General features: G+C 65.7%; 23 protein-coding genes. 2 read left to right on the plus strand and 21 right to left on the minus strand.

Annotated elements, in window-relative coordinates; genetic code table 11:
• Positions 1-27: 27 nt before the first annotated feature.
• The 18 genes from ACVWY6_RS23735 to ACVWY6_RS23820 form a co-directional block, all read right to left on the minus strand.
• Entirely contained in the window at positions 28-642 is a 615-nt protein-coding gene (locus ACVWY6_RS23735; protein ID WP_457541436.1) for a DUF4913 domain-containing protein, read from the minus strand.
• Between the two features lie 125 nt (positions 643-767).
• Entirely contained in the window at positions 768-2,549 is a 1,782-nt protein-coding gene (locus ACVWY6_RS23740; protein ID WP_051722077.1) for a type IV secretory system conjugative DNA transfer family protein, read from the minus strand.
• Between the two features lie 25 nt (positions 2,550-2,574).
• On the minus strand, positions 2,575-3,126 hold the full coding sequence (locus ACVWY6_RS23745; protein WP_051722078.1) for a hypothetical protein: 552 nt from the start codon (positions 3,124-3,126) through the stop codon (positions 2,575-2,577).
• Complete coding sequence (locus ACVWY6_RS23750) at positions 3,123-5,156, minus strand: transglycosylase family protein (protein ID WP_030175569.1); 2,034 nt, start codon at positions 5,154-5,156, stop codon at positions 3,123-3,125. The genes ACVWY6_RS23745 and ACVWY6_RS23750 overlap by 4 nt, the downstream gene beginning before the upstream one ends.
• Positions 5,156-5,521, minus strand: coding sequence for a hypothetical protein (locus ACVWY6_RS23755; RefSeq protein WP_023954626.1), 366 nt, complete (start codon positions 5,519-5,521; stop codon positions 5,156-5,158). Before ACVWY6_RS23755 ends, ACVWY6_RS23750 begins: the two co-directional genes overlap by 1 nt.
• Positions 5,518-7,527, minus strand: a complete 2,010-nt coding sequence (locus ACVWY6_RS23760) for a hypothetical protein (protein WP_051722079.1) — start codon at positions 7,525-7,527, stop codon at positions 5,518-5,520. The genes ACVWY6_RS23755 and ACVWY6_RS23760 overlap by 4 nt, the downstream gene beginning before the upstream one ends.
• A 34-nt stretch (positions 7,528-7,561) precedes the next feature.
• Complete coding sequence (locus tag ACVWY6_RS23765; RefSeq protein WP_030175578.1) at positions 7,562-8,590, minus strand: SCO6880 family protein; 1,029 nt, start codon at positions 8,588-8,590, stop codon at positions 7,562-7,564.
• Positions 8,590-8,853 carry a hypothetical protein gene (locus ACVWY6_RS23770; protein ID WP_030175581.1) on the minus strand — a complete coding sequence of 88 codons (264 nt, stop codon included), beginning with the start codon at positions 8,851-8,853 and terminating at the stop codon, positions 8,590-8,592. Before ACVWY6_RS23770 ends, ACVWY6_RS23765 begins: the two co-directional genes overlap by 1 nt.
• A 22-nt stretch (positions 8,854-8,875) precedes the next feature.
• Positions 8,876-10,372: an SCO6880 family protein gene (locus ACVWY6_RS23775; RefSeq protein ID WP_030175582.1), complete on the minus strand. Its 1,497-nt coding sequence runs from the start codon at positions 10,370-10,372 to the stop codon at positions 8,876-8,878.
• 45 nt (positions 10,373-10,417) lie between these two features.
• Positions 10,418-11,995 carry a hypothetical protein gene (locus ACVWY6_RS23780; protein ID WP_030175584.1) on the minus strand — a complete coding sequence of 526 codons (1,578 nt, stop codon included), beginning with the start codon at positions 11,993-11,995 and terminating at the stop codon, positions 10,418-10,420.
• Positions 11,980-12,885: a hypothetical protein gene (locus tag ACVWY6_RS23785; protein ID WP_051722080.1), complete on the minus strand. Its 906-nt coding sequence runs from the start codon at positions 12,883-12,885 to the stop codon at positions 11,980-11,982. Before ACVWY6_RS23785 ends, ACVWY6_RS23780 begins: the two co-directional genes overlap by 16 nt.
• Before the next feature lie 2 nt (positions 12,886-12,887).
• Positions 12,888-13,472 carry a hypothetical protein gene (locus ACVWY6_RS23790; RefSeq protein WP_400730848.1) on the minus strand — a complete coding sequence of 195 codons (585 nt, stop codon included), beginning with the start codon at positions 13,470-13,472 and terminating at the stop codon, positions 12,888-12,890.
• A gap of 29 nt (positions 13,473-13,501) precedes the next feature.
• A complete protein-coding gene (locus ACVWY6_RS23795) occupies positions 13,502-13,765 on the minus strand; it encodes a hypothetical protein (protein ID WP_030175590.1) in 264 nt (87 codons plus the stop codon).
• A gap of 30 nt (positions 13,766-13,795) precedes the next feature.
• Complete coding sequence (locus ACVWY6_RS23800) at positions 13,796-14,083, minus strand: hypothetical protein (protein WP_030175593.1); 288 nt, start codon at positions 14,081-14,083, stop codon at positions 13,796-13,798.
• A gap of 61 nt (positions 14,084-14,144) precedes the next feature.
• Positions 14,145-14,798: a DUF6668 family protein gene (locus ACVWY6_RS23805; protein WP_051722082.1), complete on the minus strand. Its 654-nt coding sequence runs from the start codon at positions 14,796-14,798 to the stop codon at positions 14,145-14,147.
• Positions 14,799-14,852: 54 nt separating this feature from the next.
• Positions 14,853-16,088, minus strand: coding sequence for a hypothetical protein (locus tag ACVWY6_RS23810; protein ID WP_156045814.1), 1,236 nt, complete (start codon positions 16,086-16,088; stop codon positions 14,853-14,855).
• Between the two features lie 240 nt (positions 16,089-16,328).
• A complete protein-coding gene (locus ACVWY6_RS23815; RefSeq protein WP_051722084.1) occupies positions 16,329-17,315 on the minus strand; it encodes a hypothetical protein in 987 nt (328 codons plus the stop codon).
• Between the two features lie 100 nt (positions 17,316-17,415).
• On the minus strand, positions 17,416-18,921 hold the full coding sequence (locus tag ACVWY6_RS23820; protein WP_081907124.1) for a cutinase family protein: 1,506 nt from the start codon (positions 18,919-18,921) through the stop codon (positions 17,416-17,418).
• Positions 18,922-19,732: 811 nt separating this feature from the next.
• Between ACVWY6_RS23820 and ACVWY6_RS23825 the strand changes: the two genes are divergently transcribed.
• Both ACVWY6_RS23825 and ACVWY6_RS23830 read left to right on the plus strand, forming a co-directional pair.
• Positions 19,733-20,410, plus strand: a complete 678-nt coding sequence (locus ACVWY6_RS23825) for a helix-turn-helix domain-containing protein (protein WP_197038140.1) — start codon at positions 19,733-19,735, stop codon at positions 20,408-20,410.
• 113 nt (positions 20,411-20,523) lie between these two features.
• Positions 20,524-20,871, plus strand: coding sequence for a hypothetical protein (locus ACVWY6_RS23830; RefSeq protein ID WP_139025827.1), 348 nt, complete (start codon positions 20,524-20,526; stop codon positions 20,869-20,871).
• A gap of 427 nt (positions 20,872-21,298) precedes the next feature.
• Here ACVWY6_RS23830 and ACVWY6_RS23835 read toward each other — a convergent pair whose 3' ends face one another.
• From ACVWY6_RS23835 to ACVWY6_RS23845, 3 genes are all read right to left on the minus strand, one after another.
• Complete coding sequence (locus tag ACVWY6_RS23835; protein WP_156045818.1) at positions 21,299-21,565, minus strand: hypothetical protein; 267 nt, start codon at positions 21,563-21,565, stop codon at positions 21,299-21,301.
• Positions 21,566-21,772: 207 nt separating this feature from the next.
• Complete coding sequence (locus ACVWY6_RS23840; protein ID WP_030175616.1) at positions 21,773-21,988, minus strand: hypothetical protein; 216 nt, start codon at positions 21,986-21,988, stop codon at positions 21,773-21,775.
• Between the two features lie 77 nt (positions 21,989-22,065).
• Positions 22,066-22,413 carry a hypothetical protein gene (locus ACVWY6_RS23845; RefSeq protein WP_156045822.1) on the minus strand — a complete coding sequence of 116 codons (348 nt, stop codon included), beginning with the start codon at positions 22,411-22,413 and terminating at the stop codon, positions 22,066-22,068.
• Positions 22,414-22,828 lie beyond the last annotated feature (415 nt).

Consider the following 22,828-nt stretch of genomic DNA (forward strand, 5'->3'; position numbering starts at 1 on the left):
GGGTTTCCTTTCCTAGGGGTGTGCGGGCTATCGGCTGGGCGAGGCCGCGGGTTGCGGCGTTCTACCGCCCTCGGCCAAGGGCACTGCTGGTGGGGTGGTGCGGGTACGCACGGCGTCGGTGACCTCTGCCGGGGTGTCTTCAAACAGCCCGGGCGGGGTGGGGTCGCACGGAAGCGGCGGAAGAGACTTCGCGTGGTGGGTGGCTTTGCAGCCGACCAAAGGTCCGCTCGGGGAGGTCAGCGCATTCATCAGGGGCAGCAGGTAGTCGCGCTGCCACACCGCAGGTCCGGTGCCTGGGTCGTTGCGCAGCACCTCGAACGACAGCCACAACCCTGTCAGTGTGACGACGGCTGGTTCGTGCTCGAACCAGCGTGGGCACCACAGGTAGTCGCGGCCGTGCACCACATCTCGGCGAAATACCCGGGCGATGTAGCCGGTCACGAACGCATCGAGGGTTTCAAATTGGAGTTGCGGTTCTGGCGGATACACCAGGTCAGCAACCGCTTCGACAATCGCTTCGTCCACCGCAGCAGGGGTGAACGCTTGGTGCACCGCGCGAGCGGTGTCTGCTTCGAACTGAAGGAGCAGCTCGCTGCCCTCGATCGCAGAGCTGAGCGGATCGCCGGTAGCTTTCGCAAGCACCTGTCCGATGGATCGTTGGGCAGCGTCACCTAGAGTCTCGACCAGTTTGTCCGCGATAGCTGCGACAGTTTCTGCGCCGGGGTCACGTGGTGGGGAAGGAGCGTCAAACCCGTTGTGGTTCATAGTCATCGCGCAGATCCTCCGTCGTTCAGCTCGAGGAGGGTTTTGGTGGAGGCAGCGTCGTCCTCGTCGGTGGCGTGCTGGGCTTTTTTGCCCAGCGGGGTGTTGAACCAGAACTCGGTCTCGATCAGGACCGGGGCGGCTGATCCTCCGAACGCGATGACGCGGCCGAACGGGATCGCGCCGAGGTCGGCGACGTCGAGGACGCGTTCGGTTTGGGCGCTGCGCGAGGTCGAGCCGCCACTGCCGCCGGAGCTGCGGGATACCGACTGGTACTGGTATTGGCCGATCAGTTGGGAGAAGTCGCCCAGGGGGTCGGTGTCTTTGATGCCGCCGCCGTAGATCGCGACGCCTGCCGCGTCCCAGAGCGTCGACCAGCCTTCTTTGCCGAAGGTTGCCACGCCTTGGCTCCAGGACTGGAACATCGCCGAGAGCAGGATGCCGCGCGAGCCGTAGTGGGTGTACTTCTCGGCCATGGCGGGCCAGCGCAGCACGTTGCCGGCCTCATCGAGCTGGCAGACCAGCGGCACCTGCAGACGTCCACCCTGTTCGGCGGCGAACTGTTCGGCGGCCTCGCACACGGCCACGGTGAGCAGCGTGGCGATGGGTCCGGCGGAGCTGCCATCACCCTTGCCTCGAGACAGGACGTAGGCGGTGTCTTTGGACCGCACGAACGCGTCCGGGTCGAAGTGTGGTCGGCCGTCACCGGGGTCGGTGATCCAGGCTTGGACGGTGGACATGGTGAACACTGACGCCCAGTTCAGGGCTGTTTCGAACACGCCGCCACGCTGATCGGATGGGGAGGCGACCGCGGCGCGTACTTCGTTGGCCAGCCGGGGCCATCCGTGGCGGTCGAGGATCTCAGCGGCCTCGCTGGCGTCGGAGGGGATGGCGGTCCAGGCGGCAACGATCGGTGCAGGTTTGCGGTCGAGTGCAGCAGCGAGCAGGAGGCATTTGAGCAGGCGAGAGGCTGCTTTGTGGAAGAACTCGGCGCTGCCGCCGCCGCCCCCTCCGGTGGGCACGCCGTCGACGGCCAGGACAGAGACCGCTTTTTCGGCGGTGTCGTCGTCGGTGATGTAGGTCAGGGGGTTCCACCAGAAGTCCGGTTCGTGGTTGGCGATCTTTTGGAGGTCGAACAGCCAGATCCGGCCCATGCGCCGGCGCAAGGCGCGGGTGGCTTTGACCATGTAGTCGTACTTGTTTGAGGTGGCCAGCACCGCGCCGGGCGCAGCGAGGATGCCGGGGATGATCCGGCTCAGGGTTTTACCGCGCCGAGGTCCCCAGATGTCGACGGTGCAGGTTTCCCAGTTGGAGTACAGCCGTTTGCCGCCGGCGACTGCTTTGCCGAGCGGAAGCCCCGGACCGAATGCTCGGGGGACGCCCAAGGTTGCGGCTTTGGCGAGGGCACCGCGTTCGGTGAGGAACTCGATCTGGCGGCCGCGGCCCATCAGACGGGCGGCCCGGTCGAAGTCGCGGGCTGCGGGGTTGGAGCGGCGCACATACAGCCACACACCTGCCGTAGCCAGTCCGACGAGCAGAAGCGTTTCGGCGACGGCAATCGCCGTCATCGCACCGGTCCAGGGCGTCTTGTCCTGTGCAATGGCCAACGTCAAGGCTGCCGGGTTGATTGGGGCATTGTCGGCGCCGGACAGGTGAACGGAGGACACCAGCACGATCGAGACCACCGCGAGAACGGTGATGGCGATGCCGGCGAGGACCAGCCCGGGGTCGGTGGCAGAGTCGCGTTTACCGGGGGTGACCCGGCGGGTGGTGCCCATCATGTTCATCGGTGTCTCCTAAAGTGCGGCAGGGTTATTCGGCGTTGTCGGGGTAGGTGGCGAGTTTCCAGGTGCCCTCGACCTGGCGGAGCTGGGCGGTCACGGTGAACGAGCGGTAGGGGGTGGATCCGCCGTTGAGGTGGAGGACGGTTTGGGCGACGTTGGCGCGTCCGAACGCCTCGCCGGGGCTGGTGAGGGTGGCTTGGGCGTCGGTCACGCGGGCGGTGATCAGATCACCGGAGCTGCGCCAGCCGGCCCATTCGGTGCTGGTGCGCACACCGCGAGCATCCGGGGTCTGCGCTGATCTGAGGGCGTCGCCGGTCAGGTGAGGGGCCGCGCGGCGCAGGGCGTCAGTGGGGGATTTATCGGTCACCGGTTCCCAGCTGAAGATCGCCGCCAGAGCTCTGGTCAGCGCCCCGCTGGGCACCTGGGCGTCGACGAGTCCTGGTGGGGCGGTGTAGTGCTCACCGTGCTCGTGGTCGGTGTGCGGGGGGTGGTCGTCGCCCGATCCGCATGCGGTGATGCCGAGCAGGGCCAGCACTGTGAGCACGGTGACGGCGACTGTGGTTGCGGGGGTGCGGGTCATCGTTGATCCAGTCCTTGTTGGGCGAACTCATGCATGTAGCGCACGACATTGGTGCCGTAGGGGCGGGTTTGGACGTCGTAGTCGCCGCCGGAGGGCTCACCACCGGCCTCGAGGATCGCTCCGACCCCGGCGTTGTAGGACTCGGCATAGAGCTTGTGTGCGCCGCCGTCGGCGGGGGCTTTGACGGTGCCTTTGGCGATCGCCTCGTCCACGATGCGGGCGTTGTCGCAGGAGTAGCGGCCTGCGGCCATCACCGCATCGCCGATGTCGGTGGGTGAGGCCGTGCCGTTGCCGTCATCGTCTTTGGCCCACGACGGGTAGGTGTAGTCCATGAACTGCATGGGGCCTTTGGCGCCGACGGGGGACACCAGCGAGGCGTTGAAACCTGTTTCCTGCTTACCGATTCCGGCGAGGAACGCGGAGCTGATTTGCGGGCACAGCTTCCCGGCTTTGCGGAACCAGGGCTCGTACTCCGGGGGCACTTTGCCAGCCGCGAGGTTGTCGACCCCGCCGCCAGGGGTGCCGCCGTCGGGCTGGTCACACTCGGCGGTCGGAGCGCTGCCTGAACCGTTAACCCCGGGCGCGGTGTAGACCTCGTTGCCCTTGGGTGCGCCGCCGCCGACGACGGTGACGTGCACGTGGTCGAAGTGGTTTTCGGTGGGGGTGCCGCGGTCTCCCATCGTGCTCGGGGCACCGACTGCGGGGAAATACTGCTGGCGCCAAATGGTGTATTCGACGTGGAAGAAGTCTTTGTTGTCCAGGACGTACTTGTTGATCTCGTCGCCGAGGGCGATCCCGTCCTGGGAGGTGTAGTTCGGGATCATGAAGTCGACGGCGCGACCTTCAGGGTGATCTCCGACCGGCCCGCCGCCGGCGCGCCATCCGCCGATGGTCTGGATCTGAGGGAACTTGGCGGCCACGGCACGCGCAACGCGCACCGAATCGACCTGGAGCTGGGCTTCGGTGCCCTTGGTGGCTGGTAGCGGTGGCAGCGGTCCGCTCTCGGCAGCAGCCTTGGCGTCTGGAGCGGGCGCGGGCGTGGTCGCGGCGTTGACGAAGGCCCCTGCGGGAGCGGGCGTTTTGTTGGTGACCCCGGCTTCTATGGACGTGGTCGGCCATGCGCCCCACCCTTGGGTGCCCAGGACGCGGTTGGCGACCTCCATTTGCTGTTCGCGGGTGGCTATGTCGGCGGTGGGGGCGTATTGGCCGCCGCCGTTGCCGGTCCAGGTTTGCGGATTGAACTGCAACCCACCGAAATAGCCGTTGCCGGTGTTGATGGCCCAGTTGCCGCCGGATTCGAGCTGGGCGACCTTGTCCCAGTCCGCCGCCGAGACCACGGTGGAGTCAGCGGCTGGGGGAGCACGCGCGCCTACCGGGGCTGGAGCGGGAGTCGGTGCGGGCGCGGCCGGAGGTGCGGGTTGGGCAGGTGGGGGTGCGCTGCCGGGTTCGGGGCTGTCGTTGACCCATCCGGCCGGGTCGATGGCGGTGCCGCCACCGAAGTCGCGGTGCCCACCGTCCCAGACCTCGAAATGCAGGTGTGGGCCGCTTGATTGGCCGTTGTTGCCCAGTGCGGCGATGTGTTGGCCGGCGGTGACGTGCTGGCCGGGTTTGACCAGGACGCCGTGGGGCCACATGTGCCCGTACACGGTGGACCACTTGTGGCCGTTGATGTTGTGGTCGAGCACGATCCACTGCCCGAACCCGGAGGCGTCACCGGCAGCGATGACGGTGCCGTCGGCGGCGGCGTAGATGGGTGAGCCGTCGTCGCCGGCGAGGTCGATGCCCTGGTGCATGGTGCCGTCGCGGGGCCCGAAACCCGAACTGATCACGAAGTCAGCGGTTTTCATCGGCTTGACCTGCTGGCCGGGCGACAGACTTGCGCCAGCTGGTGCGTCGATGACGCTGGAGTTCAGGGGAGCGCAGGCATCGTCGTCGCTGGCGACCGAGGACACGATGATCCCGCAGGCACCGAGAAACAAGACGATGCCCAGGATGAAGGCCATCGCCCCCTTCGCGGCGCCCTCACCCATCAGAGACCGTCGCGGTAGTGGCGGCGGGCGAGGTCGGTGAGTTCGCGGTTGATGCGCTGGGCCACCGCGAGGCGGGCTTCGTACTCGCGTTCACGCACGCCCAGGGTGTCGTCGCGGCCGACGCCGGCCAGTTTGCACCAGCGCAGCACCGTGGTCACCCCGCAGCCGATACTGACCGCGACCTCGGTGGCGGCAGCTGAGACCGACATGCCGGTGTTGCGCAGCAGTTCACGCACGGCTGAGACGGCCAGCTCCTGCACCTCGACGGGGTGCGCGGCCCGCGTCGGGTTATGGGATCCGAGGCGTTCGAGGAGGTCCTCGACCACCTCATCGCCCGAACCGTCGGTGGCGGCGTCGGCACTCATCGACGTGCCCCCGTGGCGTCAGCAGTCTGCTCGGCGGCAAGGGTGGTGGGCCGCCCCCGCTTGAACCGGCTGTTGGTGTTGTGCAGCTCCAGGGCGCGTTCGGTGGGTGTCAGGTGCATTTGTACGGGGATGCCGGGCAGGTCGCTTTCGCCGTTTTTGATGAGGAACTTGCCCATGCCGGGCGGGATGGAGTGCCCGCCGGTTTGTTCGGCCCGTTCACCGGCCGCCCACCGGTCTTCGCTGATCTCGGGGACGACCGGGTCGTCCACGCCGCGGGGAGTGGTGGCCCATTCGGCGAGGGTGGCTGATTCTTGGGCGTTGAGGTTGACTTTGCCTTCCATCAATTTGGCTTCCTCGATGGGCAGCGGAAAGCAGATCGTGGCGCGGGCCCGGTCAAGAAATCCCATGGCGCGCTGGCGATCTTCCATCGAGTCGAACGCCTGGAGGTCTTTGACGGTGTGGGTGGTGAACAGGGTGCCGGTGCCTTGTTTGCGTTGCACGCGGGTCACTTCATCGACTCGCTGCACGATGCCGTTACCGACGCCGAGGACCAGCGAGAACTCGTCGCACACCAGGTCGTAGTTGCGGGGGCCTTGCATACCGGCGTCGGTGAGTTTGTGCGAGGCCTCCACGGCCGAGAATCCGTCGGACCAGCACGCCAGGAGCACCGCTGCGCGCAGGGCGTGGTCGCTGTCGGGGATGTTGGACATGTCCACGCACACCCCGAGGGCATCGATGTCGATGGGCGTCTCGGTTTGGGCGTTGAAGATTTCCCCGAACTGCCCCGAGACCATCTGGTCCAGGGATTGACGCAGGTTCTCGGTCAGCAGCAGGTAGCGGTCGATGGCCAGTTCGTCGCTGGGGCGCCGGCCCAGGGAGCCCGAGGCGTCGAGCAGGTCGCGGGCGCGGGCGAGTTCGGGGTCGGTGTCGGTGGCGGCGGCGGTGGCATCGATCAAGGTCTGCGGCACCTTGCGCAGCAGGTCAAGCACATCGCCGGGGATGGGAGCGTGGGTGAGGGTGAACTCGTTGCTCGAGGCGTACAGCACGCGCAGTGCGGTGGTGAGCAAGGTCCGTTCGTGCGGGGCGATACGTTTGCCGGCCGAGATCTCCAGCAACCCGATCGCCGCGGACACCTGGCGGGCCCGCATTTCGCGTTCGGCCATTTCCCGGTGCGCAGCGGGCAGCCGGGCGATGAGTTTGCCGAACGCGCCGACGGCCAGCGGGTTGAGCGGATGGCCGAAGCCGACTGCCGACACCTGCGGGGCGTACGGCCGACCGGTTTCGGGATTGATGACCACGTTGCCGCGCTCGTCGCGCTGCACCATTTTGCGCATCAGGTCGGTGAAGTCGGGGCGATGATCGCCCATGATCAGCGGCCGCACCCCGGTGGCGATGTCGTACATCACCTGGCGTCGACCGAAGGTCGATTTGCCGAAACCGTTGAGGCCGAACACCATCGCTGACGGTGCGGTGATCTCGCCGGCCTCAAACCATTCGATCGCCGAAAATCCGACGATCGCGCCGGTCACCTGATGAATGCCAGTGGGTGCGCCGGTCAGTGGCGCCGAGGCGCCGATGGGAAAGGGATAGAACCCGGGCACTTGGGCGGTGGTGCCCCGAAACTCGTTGGGGCGGGGGACGTGAGCGACGGTGCCGCCGCCTTTACCGTCATAGCCGGCGTCGGTACGGGCCAGCGACGGAATGTCGAACTCGATGGGGCGTTCTTGGGCTTCGCGGCGCTGCTGGCGGCGTCGGGCATCGTTGTCCAGGCGGGATCGGGCGACGGCTGCTTTGATGCCGAGGCCACCCTGGCGGGTTTGGTCGGCGAGATCCTCGCGCTCTTCCTCCGAGTAGAGCTCCCGTTGTTTTTTCTTCTTGACCTTGGTGGCTGGGGGCGGGGTGGTCAGGGTGCCCGCGTGCAATGCCAGCACGTCCTCGTCGGCCGGGAGTGGGGTCTGCGGGTCGCGGTGACGGCCGCTGCGGGAGGACAAATCGGTAATGGTCACGAGCGCTACCTACTTTCGAGTCAAGGGCCGGGAATCAGTCCGCAGCGCGGCGGTGGCGATGGCGAGTGGGCTCGTCGGTGATGTCGCTGTGTTCGGGCAGGAGCACCCCGATGCCCATGCCGGCAGCGAACAACTCGGCGTGCCGGTCATAGCCCTTGCGCAGACCCAGGCGGCCAAAGAGGGGCAGCCCGTCGGTGACCGGCTCGATCGTGGGTGTGCGGCCGAATGGTTCGGTCGCGGTGATGATCCCGCCGAAGCGCTCCAGGTGCGGGGCGTGCAGCAGCGCCGACGGATCGTCCGGGTCGATCTCGGGGGACAGGCGGGTCGAGCGGTAGGTGACGGTGACCCTTTTGCGCGGCACCAATGCTGCTGGCGCGATCAGGGAGTGGAGGACCTCGGTGTCGAGAACATGGGGGCTGATCAGCCAGGACGAGGAGACAAAGTCGTCGTGGCACAGCAGGGTACGCACCCGGTGCGATTGCACCGGCCCGATCTCGGGCCAGCTGACCCCGTCGGTGTCGGTGATCTCGTTGTAGGCCGCGCACACCACGTCGAGCACGTCGCCCGACCCCATCGGGGTCACCGCCAACCCGGTGCCCAAGAGCGATCCGATCAGCGCGGGAAGGCGGGCGCCGACCTCCACGCCCATCTCTTCAGGCTCTTTGCGCGTGTCGTCGGCGACCGCGGCGAAGGTGACCGACACGTGCGCACGCACGGCGATGTCGGTGTCGGGGTCGAGGTAGTGGTGCCCGTCGGCCAGGAGCCACTGGCGGCGGCCGTCGACGCTGGCCGGGGCGCTCTCACACACCGCTGAGAGCCCGACCACGTCCGGAGCGTCCGGGCCCATACTGATCGCCCGATGCCCAAACAGGTCCGCCCACTGGGCCAGTGAGCCCTCACAGTTGAGCAGCACCGTGTAGTGCGCGGTCTGCTCAGCGTGCACCAACGCGAACGTGTGACCACCGGCCGAGCGGTAGTCCGCGATCGAGAGCGGCGTAGACACCTGCGGCAACCGGGCACTGGTGCGAACCAAGCGGCCTGATCGCCGCAGTACCGAGACCATCACCGGCCCCGCTCGTCATCGCGGGGGGCGGCCGCCGATCCGGAGGCGGTCCTGCGCTTGGGTGAGAACCAGTGGTGTGCGAAGACGACCATGATCAGTGCGTAGATGGGTGCAAGTGGCGCGGCCATCTCGTTGGGTACCAGCCACAACAGCGTCGTGGCACCGAGCAAGGCGATTCCGGAAAAGACGAGAACGTGGACGATGGGTCGCAGAAGGTGCTGGCGGCGAGTGGGACCGGCACTGGGAGAGTCGAACGCAGGCATGGTGTGCTCCTGAGCTGGGCGGTTAGGCGGCGAGTTTGTCGGAGACGGAGGCTTCTTCGGCCAAGATCACGCCGAGCCCAAGACCGGCTTCAAAGACGGCGAGTTGCTGGTCGTTGGCTGCGGTGAGGCGAACGGCGGCAGCCAAACCGAGGTCGGTGACGAGGGTTTCGACTTTGCGGGTGTCGCCCTCGACCGGAAGGGTCGCGGTGACGATCATCGACACGCGGGTCATGCCCGCGCCGCGGGCTTGTTCCTGGCGGGCGGCTTCGCTGGCTTCCATCCGCACCAGCGATCGTTCGGACAGTTTCCCGACATGGGTTCTGATGGCCTGGCGGGCGTCGTTGTGGTCCTTGTTGACGATCTTGGTGGCCTGGGACGGGGTGTAGGGCTGGTAGACGAAGGTGACTCGTTTGCGGGGGATTTCGGCGCGGGTGTTGAGCAGGTCGGAGAGCACGTTGGAATCGAACGGGGCCTCGGGTTCGCCGGCCATCGTCCAGTTCAGCGAGCGGGCGGCGTCGTGCAGGTAGCAGTCGTGTTGATCGGAGGCTGAGACCGGGCCGCAGTCTTCCCACCGCAACCGCATGGGCTCGCCGGTCATCAGCCCGGTCTCCAAGTCGAGTTCATCTCCGGGAGAAAACGATCGGCGCACGATGGCGCAGATCTCGCGCTCGAGCATGGGTCGCACCCGCAGCCCCGCGGAGTGGCAGTAGTCCTTGACCCGGCCCAGACGGCGGGAGATTTCCTCGCCCATGTCCGTGGCGTCGCGTTTGCGGAACGCGGTGTCCGCGCGCCAGGTGACCGCTACGCGGGCATCGAGTTTGACTTCGGCTGACGGGATTTTCTCGACGGCTTCGATGATGACCTGGCGGGCATCGACCGGTGAGTTCTCATCGAGGCGTGAGCGCATCAGGGTCGAGGCTCTTTTGCCTGATTCGGGCAGGGTTTCGATGGTGATGGTCACCGCGACCAGGTCGGGGGACTGGCCGATGAAGGTGAGCATGTCGCCCAGGCGTGCGACCCAGCGGTCACGGGTGGCTTGGACGTTCCACTCCCCGCCCTGGGGCCAGGTCCGCAGCACCAGCGTGTAGAAGTTGCGGGAGGACAGCTGGATCAGCCCGAACGGGGCGCTGCCATCGCCGGGGTGAAAGTCGAAGGTGCGGCTGGTGGCCAGCAACCCCGGTGGTGGTGTGCCGTTGGGGATCTGACTGAACGGTCCGGACCGGTACATCGATTGTCCGCGCCGTTGCTCGGCGATGACCGCGCCCTTGCCCATCGCCACTTCCCACAGTGACCGACCGCCGATTGAAATGACCAGCGGCACAATCCCCACAGCCAAAGCAGCCGGGTAGCCGAGGTACTTGATGATGGCTGGGAGCGGCAGCATGAGCACGATCACCCAGGTGAACAAGGCACCCAACAAGAGCATCGTGGAGAACATGGTCAGGCCGAACGCGCCTGCGGAACGAAACGCGTGGGCGGGCCGGTACAACAACCGCTGTTGGGAGGGCTGCTGACTCATCGGGGCACTCACTTTCGGGTGGCTACTGGGTTGGGGGAGGTGGGGTTAGCGGTCCATGGCGTTTTCGCCCCATCCCGATTGCATGCGCGGCTGCATCGAGATGGGGGGACCGCCGACGTCGGACTCGTTGCCCACTGCCGAGCCCGCCGCGCCCACCCCGGCCCCGGCCATGGCGCCAACACCACCGGACTCGGTGAGGGCTTTGAGTGGCCCGGCTGAATCGCCGCTGCCCGAGGAGCTACCGGAGTCGTCGCCACCGGAGAGGGCTGGTTGGGCCCCGGGTTTGACCGAGGGCGGCGAGGAGGGTGGGCTGTTGTTACTGTCCCCGCCGCTGCCCGGGCCGGGGTTGCCCGACGAGCTGGAGATTTGGCCGCCGGTTTGGCCGCCGGTGCGTCCGGCGATCGGTGAGGTGGCAGCGCCGCCACCGGCTCCGCCGCCAGCGCCCATGGTGGCGGCCATGGTGCCTGCCGCTGCGGCGGTGCCGATGACCGCTGCGCCGGCTGCAGCTCCTGATGCGCCCGCACCCATGGTGCCGATTGCGGGGGCCACCAGCCGCATCAGGGAGGGCAATACGAACGCGCACAACGCCATTAGCACCATGCCCAGGACTACTTGCTGTTCGTTGTCCTTCTGCCCTGCGCCTTTGAACGCGATGAAGTACACCAATGCGCCCACCGGTTTGAAGAGCAGGAACGCGACGGACCAGCCGATGAGGCGTTGATAGGTTTGCGAGCCAGGTCCGGTCCCGGAGAACGATGCAGCGACCGGCAGTGCGGCGACGACCAGCATCAGCATCGCCTGGCGCACGACCAGAAACACCAGCTGTGCCAGGGCTCCGAGGAAACCGAAGAACCCCAGGATGCCCAGTCCGGTTGTACCGAAGGCAGATCCGGTCAACAGGTTGAGTTTGAGGAAGTTCTTGATGATGTCGCCGTCGTTGTTGCCGGCATTGATGGCGTCGCTGACCAGCCAAGTGGAGAACGCATCGGAGGCTTGCCCGCCGACGGTGATCATCAGCGGAATCACCGAGACTGCCAATCCGGCCCGGATCAGTATCTTGAATCCGTCCTCGGCGTCGTCGGCCAAAGAGCGTTTGCGGTCAATGATCATCCGGAAGCCGAAGAACATCAGCGAGAACGTCAGCCCGATCACCTGGATCTGCACCATGTGTTCGTGGATGTCTTGCATCAGGGTGTTGGTGTTGTCGAGTTCAGGAGTGGGGAGTTGGATCCACCACGACAACGCCCAGGTCAGAACTGTTTGGTAGGAGTCGAGCAACGAATTGACGATCTTCTCGAAGGTGCCGCCGACCGCTGAATCGACTACGTCACCAGCTTTGTCGCCAGCGAAATCGGTGACCGCCTCGCATGCTTCCCCGACGACCACACCGATCACCGCGCCGGCACCGTCGCACACCGGATTGGCAGCGGCCGGTCCAGCTCCGCCAGTAACCATCGCGCCACCGGTAGCCAGGAACAGGGCCATGGCGACGGTGACGGCCACGCGGCGGACCCAACGCGCCACTCGGCCGCCAACTGAAGGTTCGATCACCGACGCAGGTGCCAGGGGTGGGGCCGCAGGCAACTGAGCCGCCTCGAGGGTTGCCGTCACCACTGCGACCACCCGCCGAGGCTGACGATGGTGGAGCCGGTGTCAGCGCCGTCGTTGGGCACCACCCACTTCCAGGTGCCGTCGCGCCAGACGACGTCGAAGGCGTAGGTGGCGGCGATGACGCCGTCGCTGCGGTTCGGTGAGGCGGGGACCGCGATCTGGATGTGGGCGTAGTCGGTGTCGTAGTTGGACACCTTGACCGCGATGGGGACATCGAACATGCCTGCCGGTAGCTGGGGGCGCAGCCGCTCGATCTCGTCTCGGCCATTGATCATCCGGTCCACGACCGGCTGAGACTGGGCAGTGACCACCGCCCGTTCACGCAGCACTGCTTGGGTTTGTTCGCCTGGACCCCATGCCGCGCGTTGAAAGATCTGCCAGATGGCCAGCACCGCGCCTTGCGGGGTGTGGGAGAACCCGGCTGGGACACCGGAGCTGTCGATGCTGGTGGGTCCGTCTGAGGTCGAGAAGCCCAGAGGGGTGCCGTTGACGCGTTGCCACATCAAGCCTTTCGGCGCGTCCAGTGGTGCATCGGGATCGGTGATGCTGGCTGACGGGGAGGGTTTGGCGGTTTGCGGGAGCACCTGTCCGAGGGGGTTGGTGGGTGTTTCGATCCGGCGGCCGTGTGAGTCGGTGGTGGGAATGCCGAAGGCGTCGGCCGCGAGCTCGGTGGCTGGGGCAGGTTGGGCGGAAGGTTGCCCGGTGCCTTGGGGAAATGCTGGGGGAGGGGCGCTGTTGCCGTCGTCGTTGCCCGACACCGCCGCGTAGATGGCACCGAGGATGATGGCGCCGATCAACAGTGACGACAGCAGCAACGTGGTGGTTTTGTAGCCACCGCTGTGGCGCACGTCGCGTGCGCGTTGCAGTCGGGACCGGTCATCGGCGGGGTCGGGCATCGACATGGTCAGTCTCCTTTGATCCGTACTGCGCCTGCAGGAACAGCTGAAACCGTCTGCACCGCAGGGACGGAGGGGTTGGTGTCGGGCAGTAGCAGCCCCCAGTCGCCGAATCCGGTCCACACCACCGTGGTGTGGTTGACCGCGAGCGATTGATCGGGGAGTTGGGTGAACACATCGACACCCGCCTGCTGCGGGGTGAACGCGGTGACCTGCCAGCCCAGCACGAGTGGCGCTTGACCGGCCGGTACCGGATCAGTGGTCGAGAGCTGAATACGACTGGCGATGAACGCATCTCGGGCGGGACCGGGCGCAAGCAACGTACGCACAATCTGCGGCCACTGATCGTCGGTGGCCACCGACATGCGGATGGTGGCGTTGATTGCCGCGAGCGCGGCCCCGGCCGGGGATTGTTCGAACCCGCGTGGTGCGAGTTGGTCGGGGGTGCGCGGTCCCTGGTCGGCCTGTGGGATGGACATGCCGTTGAACGAGGCCCAGGTCAGGTTCGTCGGCGGAGCGTCCAACCGCACCGGAGTGGGCTGGGGCGCGGTGTCTTCGCCGCTGTCGCCGCCGCACCCTGATACCGCCAGCACGACAGTTATCAGGGCCGCGACCAGGACGGTCAGCTGAGCGCCACCGCGGCGATGTCGCCGGCCACGACTGAGATCCAGACCCCGACGATGATCTTGGTGGCCCACTCGCCGCTGCCGATATCGGCCATCGGCCGATCCTTCACCTTCTCGTAGGCGATGCTCGCCCCGAGGAAGATCAGGTGACACAGCGCGAAAAAGTTCAGCAGAGTCAGGAAGTACCCGCCGAGGGTGATGAACGGTTGGCTGACTTCCGGTGGAAGATCTGCTGCCCACACTGTGGTGGTCAGATGCATTGCTACCTCTCATGATCAGACCGGTGCGGCTTACTGCGCGGCCGTGATGATGGTGCTGGCAGAGGAAATGACGGCGGTTCCAAGGATCGAGCCGATTGCGATTTTGACGCCTTTGCCGCCGCCGTGGTCGGTGATCTTGTCCCACGCGATGTAGCCGCCGCCGACGATGAGAGCGACACCGGTGGCCAGGTAGGCCGCGAACATGGCCCACCCACCGAAGGTGTTGAACTTGTCTGACAGGCCAGGAATCGGAATCGGGTCGAAGGCCACATTGGTGACGTGCACGTTGGCTGCTTGAACGGTGCTGCGGATACTCATTGACTTTCTCTTTCTGTAGGGCCCAGGCGGGCAGGGGATGTGGCGGAAGGTGACGATGAGGTCAGGGGGTGGCGGTCTGTTGGAGGGCGGCGCGGGCGTGGTCGCGGAGCTCGCGGCCGAGGGTGAGGATGTCGGGCGCGACGTGGGTGGCTGGGTCGAACTTTTTGGCGACCGGTTCGTCGGGTCCGGCGCTGGGCAGGTCGGTGAGGGGTCGTTCGATCAGGTAGGGGTGCCAGTCGATGCGCCAGATGTGGTCGAACAGGGTGACGATCAGTTCACGATGTCGCCGCAGCGAGGGAGCGGGCTTCTTCCCGGTGAGCGAGGACTGTTTTGGTTGTGCGGCAACGAGAACCAGACCCAGGAGTCGGGTGTGTCCCGGTGCGTGGCCGGTGTGGTACTGCCTGGCCGCCACCTCGGCGGCGGCCAGGCCACGCGCGGATTCGCGTGCGATGAGGACCACGAACGGGGCTTCGTCGGGGCGAGCGGGCCATCGTTGGCCGCTGTCGCCGACGTGGGCGAGCTGGGTGGCCAGGGTGGACACTCCCGCCCCGCCGTGGCATCCCACGGCCCAGATCAACGCGGGCGAACCAGGTTCGGTGCGCCAGTCGAGCATGTCTGCCTCATCGGGGGGCCGGATGGCCCCCGCGGTGAAGGCCATCACGGGCTGGGGGCCGGTGATTGGTTGCTCGGATTGGGTGATCGGGGCCGTGCTCATCAGCTCATCGCCTCCTGGTTGGTCGCTGTGCTGGGGTGAATCGAGCGGCAGTCGTCACGCCGCGGGTGCCGGCGCGACGGTCTGCGGGTAGCTGATGTGCAGGCCATCCACGATCTGGGTGAGCCCGTCACCGATCTGTTTGGTGGCCCCGGCGATCGCGTCCTTGGCGGGTTGCTCGAGGGGGCCCAACGCCTGCAGGGGGGCCTCGGCCTGCTCAGCGGTCCATCCGACATTGATCGGTGGGATGCCGGCGATGTTGGCCGAGAAGGACACGTCACCGTCGGTGTCGACGGTGTAGTCGACTGCGGGCAGGCCCGCATCAGCTGCGGCGGGTGCATCAAGAACTAGCCGGTACTGGTCACCCTCGGGGTTGGGCAGTGGTGCTGCTGGTTCGGATTCCCAGGGGGCGGGGGGGTTGGCGTTTGCGTCGCCGAAGCCCAGGGCCCAACCCAGCAGACCACCTAGGAGTGCGCCAGTTGCCGCGCCTCCGGCGAACCCCAGCGCTGCGCCGCCACCTAAGCCGATAGCGAGGCCCGGCAGGGTGTTGAACGGGGTGGGTGGAACGGCGCTGCCAATTGCCGCGCCGCCGGCACCGCCGAGGATCGCCAACAGCACAGCGGCCGGGACACCCAGGACCACCGCTCCGGCGACCCCGCCGACAGCGGCACCGGCTGCTGCCGCAGCAGCACGGCGGGCGGCTTCTTCGCGGGGGAAGCCCTGCGACTCAAAGAACAGGGCGAGCCGCCATTCGACGTACGCCAGTTGTTCGTTGGCCGTGATGGCCGCTTCCGGGGCCACCCAGTCGGGGCGGTCGACCACGAAATTGCCAGCCCGGATTTCTGCAGCGGGATCTTTGACCAGAAGCGGTGCCAGCGGCGGCGCGGGCTCAGACGGTGCCGGTGCCGGGGTGGGCTGGGGCAGTGGGGTGTACGGGGTCGAGGGTGGGCCGGCCGGTTCGGTGTAGATGACTGGTTCGGTCTCCCACTGCGGCGATGGCAGGAGGCCGGGACCGTAGTCGGGCACTGGCTCGGGTGCTGGTGCCGGTGCGGGCTCGGGAGCGATTGGCTGGTCGGTGATGCCGGGTTGCTCTGACGTTTGCGGGACATCGGTCACTCCGGGCTGCTCGGGATCGGCAAACGCCGGACCAGCCAGGGTGCCCGCACCGCCGAGAGCGATCGCGGTCACCACCATCGCGGCCATTGCCCGGGCGCGTAGCGGTGCGGGAGTCTCGCTGAGTGTGGGGGCCGTGCAGGAAGGTGTATCGGGCAGAGCGTGCCGTGGAGATTGCATGAGCGGTAGTGCCTTTCGTTGGTTGACGAGCAGTGGGTTAGCGGTGACTTGCGGGGGTCGGAAACGATTGGTGGGAACAGGTGTCGGCATGGCGCTGCGCGATCAAGGCGTCGACCTTGTCAGCTGGCACGCCGAGGGCACCAAAGAAGCGGGCGATGTCGGTGTCGGTGTACACCGACGTATCGACGGGGTGAAGAGTGTTCGAGCACAGGTCGTTTCGTTGCACCCACGGTGTTCCGTTCACTGGTCGGTGTCTTTGGTGATGGCAGTGATGAGGGTGCGGCCCTCGACTTCGGCGGTCTGGAACAGTTGCCGCGACTTGACGGGCTCACCGGCGGCCGGGGGGAGCATGGTCAGTTCCACTCCCCACAAGCCGTCACCGCGGCTGGTGATCGCCAGGCAGTGGCGAGTTCCAGGCACCAGGCCCGAATCGATGCCGGTCTGGATTTGCTCGGCGGTCGGTACCCGGGCCAACGGTGCTGCGAACGCTCGCGCCTGAACCCCGGACCGTTGCACGAAGTAGGCGTGCTCGAAGGCCTTGATCACCGCAGGTCCACTGCTGGTGCCGCCAGGATCTCGGCCGGTGATCACGCCGTTCTCTGACCGGTTGGGGCAGTCAGCGTCCTGTTCGGGCGTGGCCGGCGGTGCGATCACCGCAGAGGGAGCCGGTGGTTGCGCGATCGAGGTACCGCTGTCATCGCTGGCATCGCCGACGAAAGCAGCCGCGGTGATGATCAGGCCCAGAACCACGACGGCAGCGGTCAACACTGCCGCCCCCATCGCCACCGTGCGCCGACTTGGCCGGCGGCGGGGAGACTGGAAGGCCACATCCGGTGCGGCAGTGACCGTGGGGCGTATCGCTGCTGGAGCTGTCATCGGCGACGACCGAGTCGGCTGTGGCCCGGTGGCGGTGATCGGGCTCATCGGTGCGGTGATCTGCGTGTCGTAGCCAGCTTCGACGGGAGCGTGTGCCCCGTCGGGGTGAACCGGGTCATCGGCGAGTTCGATGTGGGCAGGGGGTTCAGAAGCGAGCCAGCCATTGACCGCTGCGTTCTGGGCCCACACGGTCGTGTCGGGGGACCATCCGGACTGTGTGGAGCCTGGCTCTGCCTTGACCGGTGGGTCGGCCGAGGTGATCGTGTCGGGTGAGGGGTCGGTGTGTTCGCCCAGCCAATGGGCTACCTGGGGGTCGCTCGCCCAGCCCTGCTCGGATTCTCGGTCAGTCATCAGACACCTTCAATGGGCAAGCTGTGGTGATCTCGGGAGCGGTGGTGAAGTAATCGCCACCGCCGGGCACAAAGCCGCACACAGTGCGACGTGTGGGCGGTCATTGGCTGCTCTCTTCTCCGGTCATGAACGGCGGAAGATCACCGCTCACCGTTGGAGTCGCACTGGTGCTCGGGGGCTCAGAGACGCTGCTGGCCGGAGCAGTGGTCGAGGCGGTGGTCGTGGTGCTGCTGGAGGTGGTGGACGGTGCCGGCGATGACGACGGCACGCTCGGGTAGCTGCTGAGCAGCTGACCGGAGGTCCGGGTGGTGGTGCTGGTGGTCGTCTCCTCACCCGCAATGTCTTTGGCAGCCGCGGTGATCCAGTCCGCAACCAAGGTGGTGGGCGGTGCACCCGTCGGTGTGGCGGCGACGTCGCTGTAGGAGCTGTGCTGTTTGGCGGCGTCGCGATACTTCAGGAGTGAGCTGATCTCGAACAGGTCTTTGTTCGCGCCCAGTTCGGCTTTGAATGCATCGAAAGCGTTGGAGACCCAGCGTTTTTGGGTCGCCGGCGGCGCTAGAGCGACCGCGGCTTCGCCGAGTTTGGCGCCGAGGATCCCGACGACCGCCAGCGGGTTGGTGGCCCCGGCAACGGCGAGCGCACCGATTGTTTCGGGGGTAGCGACGGTCTGCACGACAGTCTTGACTGCGTTGAGTCCGATGGTGCCGACCTTGATGACCGCCGACAGTGCGTCTGAGATCGATGGCAGCGGTGTACGCGGATCCGATGCTGTGGCCAGCCGCTGCGACAGCGTCTGTGACGGCTCATAAGACAGTGACTCGAGGTTGTTCTCGGGAGCCTGGATGTCTTCATTGATCAGCGGAACTGCCGTTTTGACGGTGGTCATCGCCAGTGCTTCGGCGATGGTCGACAACGATCCGAGCGGGTCGCCGGGATTGAGTTCGCTTTGCCCAGCGATGTTGGTGACCAGGTGGGCCAAAGGGGCATTTGCTGGTGCGTCGCAGGCCAGATCGCCATCGGTGCAGGAGGACAAGTAGCGGCCGGCGATGGCGTGGTAGGCGGTGTCATCAACATCTGCCTCGGGTGCGATGCCACCGCCCTGCGGAGTACTCGGCACGGCTGCGATGACCTGTGACACGGCTTCACCAACGGTTCCCGGCACCGGTGACGGTGAGGACTGGCCTGGACGGCCTGGGAATAGCGGGGCGCCTTCGGGTCGTCCCGGGTCGCCGAAGTTCGCGACCAAAGCGAGCTGGTCGGCGTCGATGGCTGTTTGTCCATTGACGATGTCGTTGAGGACGACGCGTACCGCGTGCGCGCCCTGCGAGTAGCCGACAAGCCCGAACTTCGTTGCAGGGCAATCAGCTGCCTTGTCTTTGATCCAGTTCTTCGCGGTGGTGACCGCACCATCGACTGACTCGGCATACGGCTTGGTTCCACCCGGAACTGCACCGCCGAAACCGGCGTCGTAGGGCACGTACGCGCGGTCCATATACTCGCCGGCCTCGCGCATAGCGGGGGCCAGCACCCGCGACAAGAACCCCGCGTCCTGCTCGGGGTCCGCATCCGGGCTCGACTGCCCGGTGCCCTGAATGCCATAGACCATCAAGCCTGGGCACGAGGATTCAGCCGATGCAACGCCAGTGCCAGAGACCAGCGCCGTAGCTGCGACGACAGCCGTTGCCACGGTTGCTGCGATCGCTCTCGGGTACGAGCGTGAATGGGTGCGTTGTGCCGCCAGGCGTTTCACTTGTCGGTCCTTTCAGCATTGGGGTTGTGGTGTGAAGGGCAGGTGGCGGCCAGCCTCAGGTTGGGCGGGCGCCGGTGGCTGCTTTTCAACCACCACCGGACCGCCTACGCTGGAATGGCTCACTTTGGTTGCAGAGACCTCGGTCGCGCCCTCGGCGTGATTGAGGAACGATTGCTGAGCACTCAGCGAACCCCCGGGTCGTGCGCGTCAGACCACAATCTCCGCGTACGTCCGGGGGTTCGCCTTTTCTCACTGGGTTGCCGCCGGGAAGCTGTAGGTGCGAAATCTGCGCCGACGTTCGGTCGCGCTCGCAATGAATGGCCCAAGGGGCAGGTCGGCCCGGTCGCATCGGTCAGCGACATGCAGACAAACCCGACCGGTTGCGCTGGGCAGCCGCCAAGGGGCACTGCGGCGCCGTTAGCTATGACTGTGGCCACTGTCTGCTTGTCGATGCGATCGACGCCTTGGTCTGTCATTTCTCCCCCAACCCCGGACTCCATGGGAGCAGTCTATGCATATTTTGAGGTTAGGTTCAATCACTGAATGGTTAATTTGGGGATATTGTCGCAACTGAATGTGGCACGATTTGGGTAAGCGGCCAAGGTTTGGGCGACCTGTCGCGCCCTGGTTCCGTTACTTGAGGTTCCGACCGCATAGGCTTCTACGCGTGACGACGAGCCCTAATGCAGTGCGCTTTGGCCGCATTGTGGCTGCGCGTCGTCGGGAGCTCGGATTGACCAGCGAAGAACTGAGTGACGCGGGCGGGCCCACGCGTGTCACGCTGCGGAAGCTGGAAGCTGGTACGACTCCTCAACCTGGTCTTAAAACATTCGCCAAACTCGACAAGGTCTTGAAGTGGCGCCCAGGCTCGGCTGCGAGGACTTTCGACGGCGGGGAACCTGACCCACTCGACCAGAGGCGGCGTAAGCCGACAGTGGATTTACCGATCACAGCTACGGACACCACTGTCACGCTTCGCACCGAAGTCGTTGCCGAGCTGATCGAGAAGGTCAGTGCACTGGAGCGAATCGCCAAGCGCTTCAACGATGATCAAGATCTCCAAGGCGCAGTGACAGGTTTGCAGCTTTTTGGCGACCGGGTGTTGCGTGCCTGGATCATTGGGCAGGCCGAAATGCTCCGCCTGCGTGGGGATTCGCCTAGTGCTGACCCGATATTCACGCGAATGCTTGGCGACTATCTCAATCGCGAACCACCAGCAGATGATCCCCGTGACACCGATGACTTGCTCTACCTGAGGTGGCTGTTGGGCATGGCGGTTAAGATCTCGGAAGAGCAGGAGTCCGGTTTCGCTGCCCGATGGGAGTCGGTGGCCGGGGGCAAGTAAGGCAAAACCTGGATGGAAGGGCTCGAACAGTGGCACTCACTCACGCTGACCGACTCAATCGGCTGTTCGCGTACTACCATGCGAGGCTCGAACCAGAGCTGACTGAGCAAGCCATGGCCACGATTGTCGGCCAGGCCTTGTCGCACCGCGACGAGTACCCCGATCACTATCAGGTCGATCCGAAACTATTGGTCGACGTTCGCCAAGGCAAACGCGACCTGCCTTTAGACATAGCTGATGCCATCTGCGATCAGGTTGGCGCTCACCGTGATTACTTCCGTGGTCCAGACCATGAGGTACACGCGATAGACCAAACGCTTCGGCTCTGGACGATTGCTCGAGACCTCGGCCTCAACCACCTGGCTTGCCGATCGGTTGCTCCTGAACACATCGATTTCTTGATCGATGAGCTGACTGCTGCTCTTGATCCGTCCATCGCGCCGGTGACTGCGATCCGCTAGTGCTCGTCAGCTCAGCCCAGTACTCGTCCCAGGGCCGGGCTGTGCAGGGAGTGGTCCGCTGAGGTCCAAATGACGAGCTGTTCGCTTCGTCTGAATACGCTCGTTCATAACGCAATTCACGCCATGTTTCGTCTCTGGTGAGGGACGTCAGGACGCGACTTCCCACCGTGGCCTCACTCGTTCGCGTTGCGTTTCGACACTGGTGACCAAAATGATTGAGTCACAATGGGTTACGCCGATAACGTAGATTACGTCAAGTGCGTGACGCGATGCCGGTGAGCTAGGTGTCGGGCCCGTCTCGCTGACCCGACGGCGGGAGATTGGCGTGGCCTGGTAAGTGGCAAAAACCGGTGATTGCAGCTGGTGAGAGCGACCATGCCGAGCGTCTATGTGGAGGTCGCCGGAACGTAGTCGGCGTTATGGGCGGTCAGTCGCGGGAATTGAGGATGCGGTCGGCGAGCGCCCGTAGTTTGCGTGCACGTTCGTGGTCTCCCCGCGGGTCGCAGTCCGCCGTCGCCAGCTGGTGCATAAGGTCGGCGACCTCGACCATGGTGAGGTCGCCGTGCTCGCCGGTGATGTCGGTGACTCGGGCTACCGTGCGGCCCTCGACGGTGAGCGGCTGCATGGACAGTAAGTGGCCGCCTGGTAGCTCGATTATGCGTGCGGCGGCTACCACATCATCCTCAACGCTCATGGGTTGATTGTGCCCTACTGGGTAAGTGTGCAGAGCTGGCCTTGAGTGGCGTATCGCGCCCGCGTGGACCGGACTCGGTGGGGGCGTTGGCGGTGGATGTTTGCCGTTGTTGGCGTTGGGCACCCACCGTGGGCAGGCTGGTGCTGATTTCTGGCGCATTCGACTTCCTCGCTCGGGTCAAGCAGTGTGCCTGCGCGTCGAGGGTTTTCACCGCTGGCTTCGGCTGGTGGTGAAGGCCTCGATGATAACGGTGGCCATGTCGAACACCTCGATTTCGGACGCCTTGGCCATGTGTCGTAGGTGCCACGCTGCCTCGTCAGCCGAGAGGCGGTTGAGAATCATCCGCATGCCGGTGGCAAAGTCAATCGACTGACGTTTGAGCAGCATGCTGTGGATCTCGTGCTCGTCGAGGCAATAACCCATCGGGTGCCTTTCTGGGTTTGTATGGGCGCAGGTGGCCGTTCCGGTGGGGTCTGGTGTGCCGCCCCCGCGCTGGTTCTTCAGCATTTGCCGGCGGCGAAGTCGCGGAGTGCACGCACGTAGGTGTCTTGGCGACCGGGATCTGATGTCGTCCACCACGACGATTGTTCCCACGATGCGATGACGGTTCTGAGGTCCTGGTCGGGTGACCCGGGGTGCACGCCGGTCACTGCCTGTGTCTGTCGCAGCAGGGTGCAGGTGCTCATATAGAGGGGTGGGTCGGTGACCGCAGGAACGTTGGGGACGGTCTGGCCGGCGGCGACGATGGGTGGGGTTGCTTCGGCAGTGCTGCTGGGCGAGTCGGCGTTCTGGGAACATCCGCTCGCAACGATGGCGGCAATAGAAAATGCGATGGGCCAACGCCTCACACTTGCTGAGAATACGGGCGCGCCGGCCTGGTAGCGCGTCGTTTGCCGCAACTGACCGTCACGCTCAGCCACAATCCTCGGCTGCGAAAACTGTACTTGGTTGCTGCTAACTCAGTGATCAGTGCGGGCCGGGTAGGGCGTTCCTAATCACCAGAGCGCGTTCGCGTGGGGCAGATGTGGCCGATGATGGTGTCGGCCGAGCAGGCTGAGATCAGTACGGTCGCATCGGGTGCGGCCTGGCGAGAAGCTGCCGCATGGCGGGCGTTGTCCGACGCTGGTCCTGTGTGGGCGTGCCGCCGGGCCCACGTGCCGGAGAGGTGGAAGGAACCCGGTCGATAGTGCCGCTTCGGGGAACGGTCGATGTTGCGATCGTTGTGGCGCGGGGTGATGGTCAGCCGCGGCGACCGCGACGCGG

The organism is Williamsia sp. R60, from assembly GCF_054063855.1.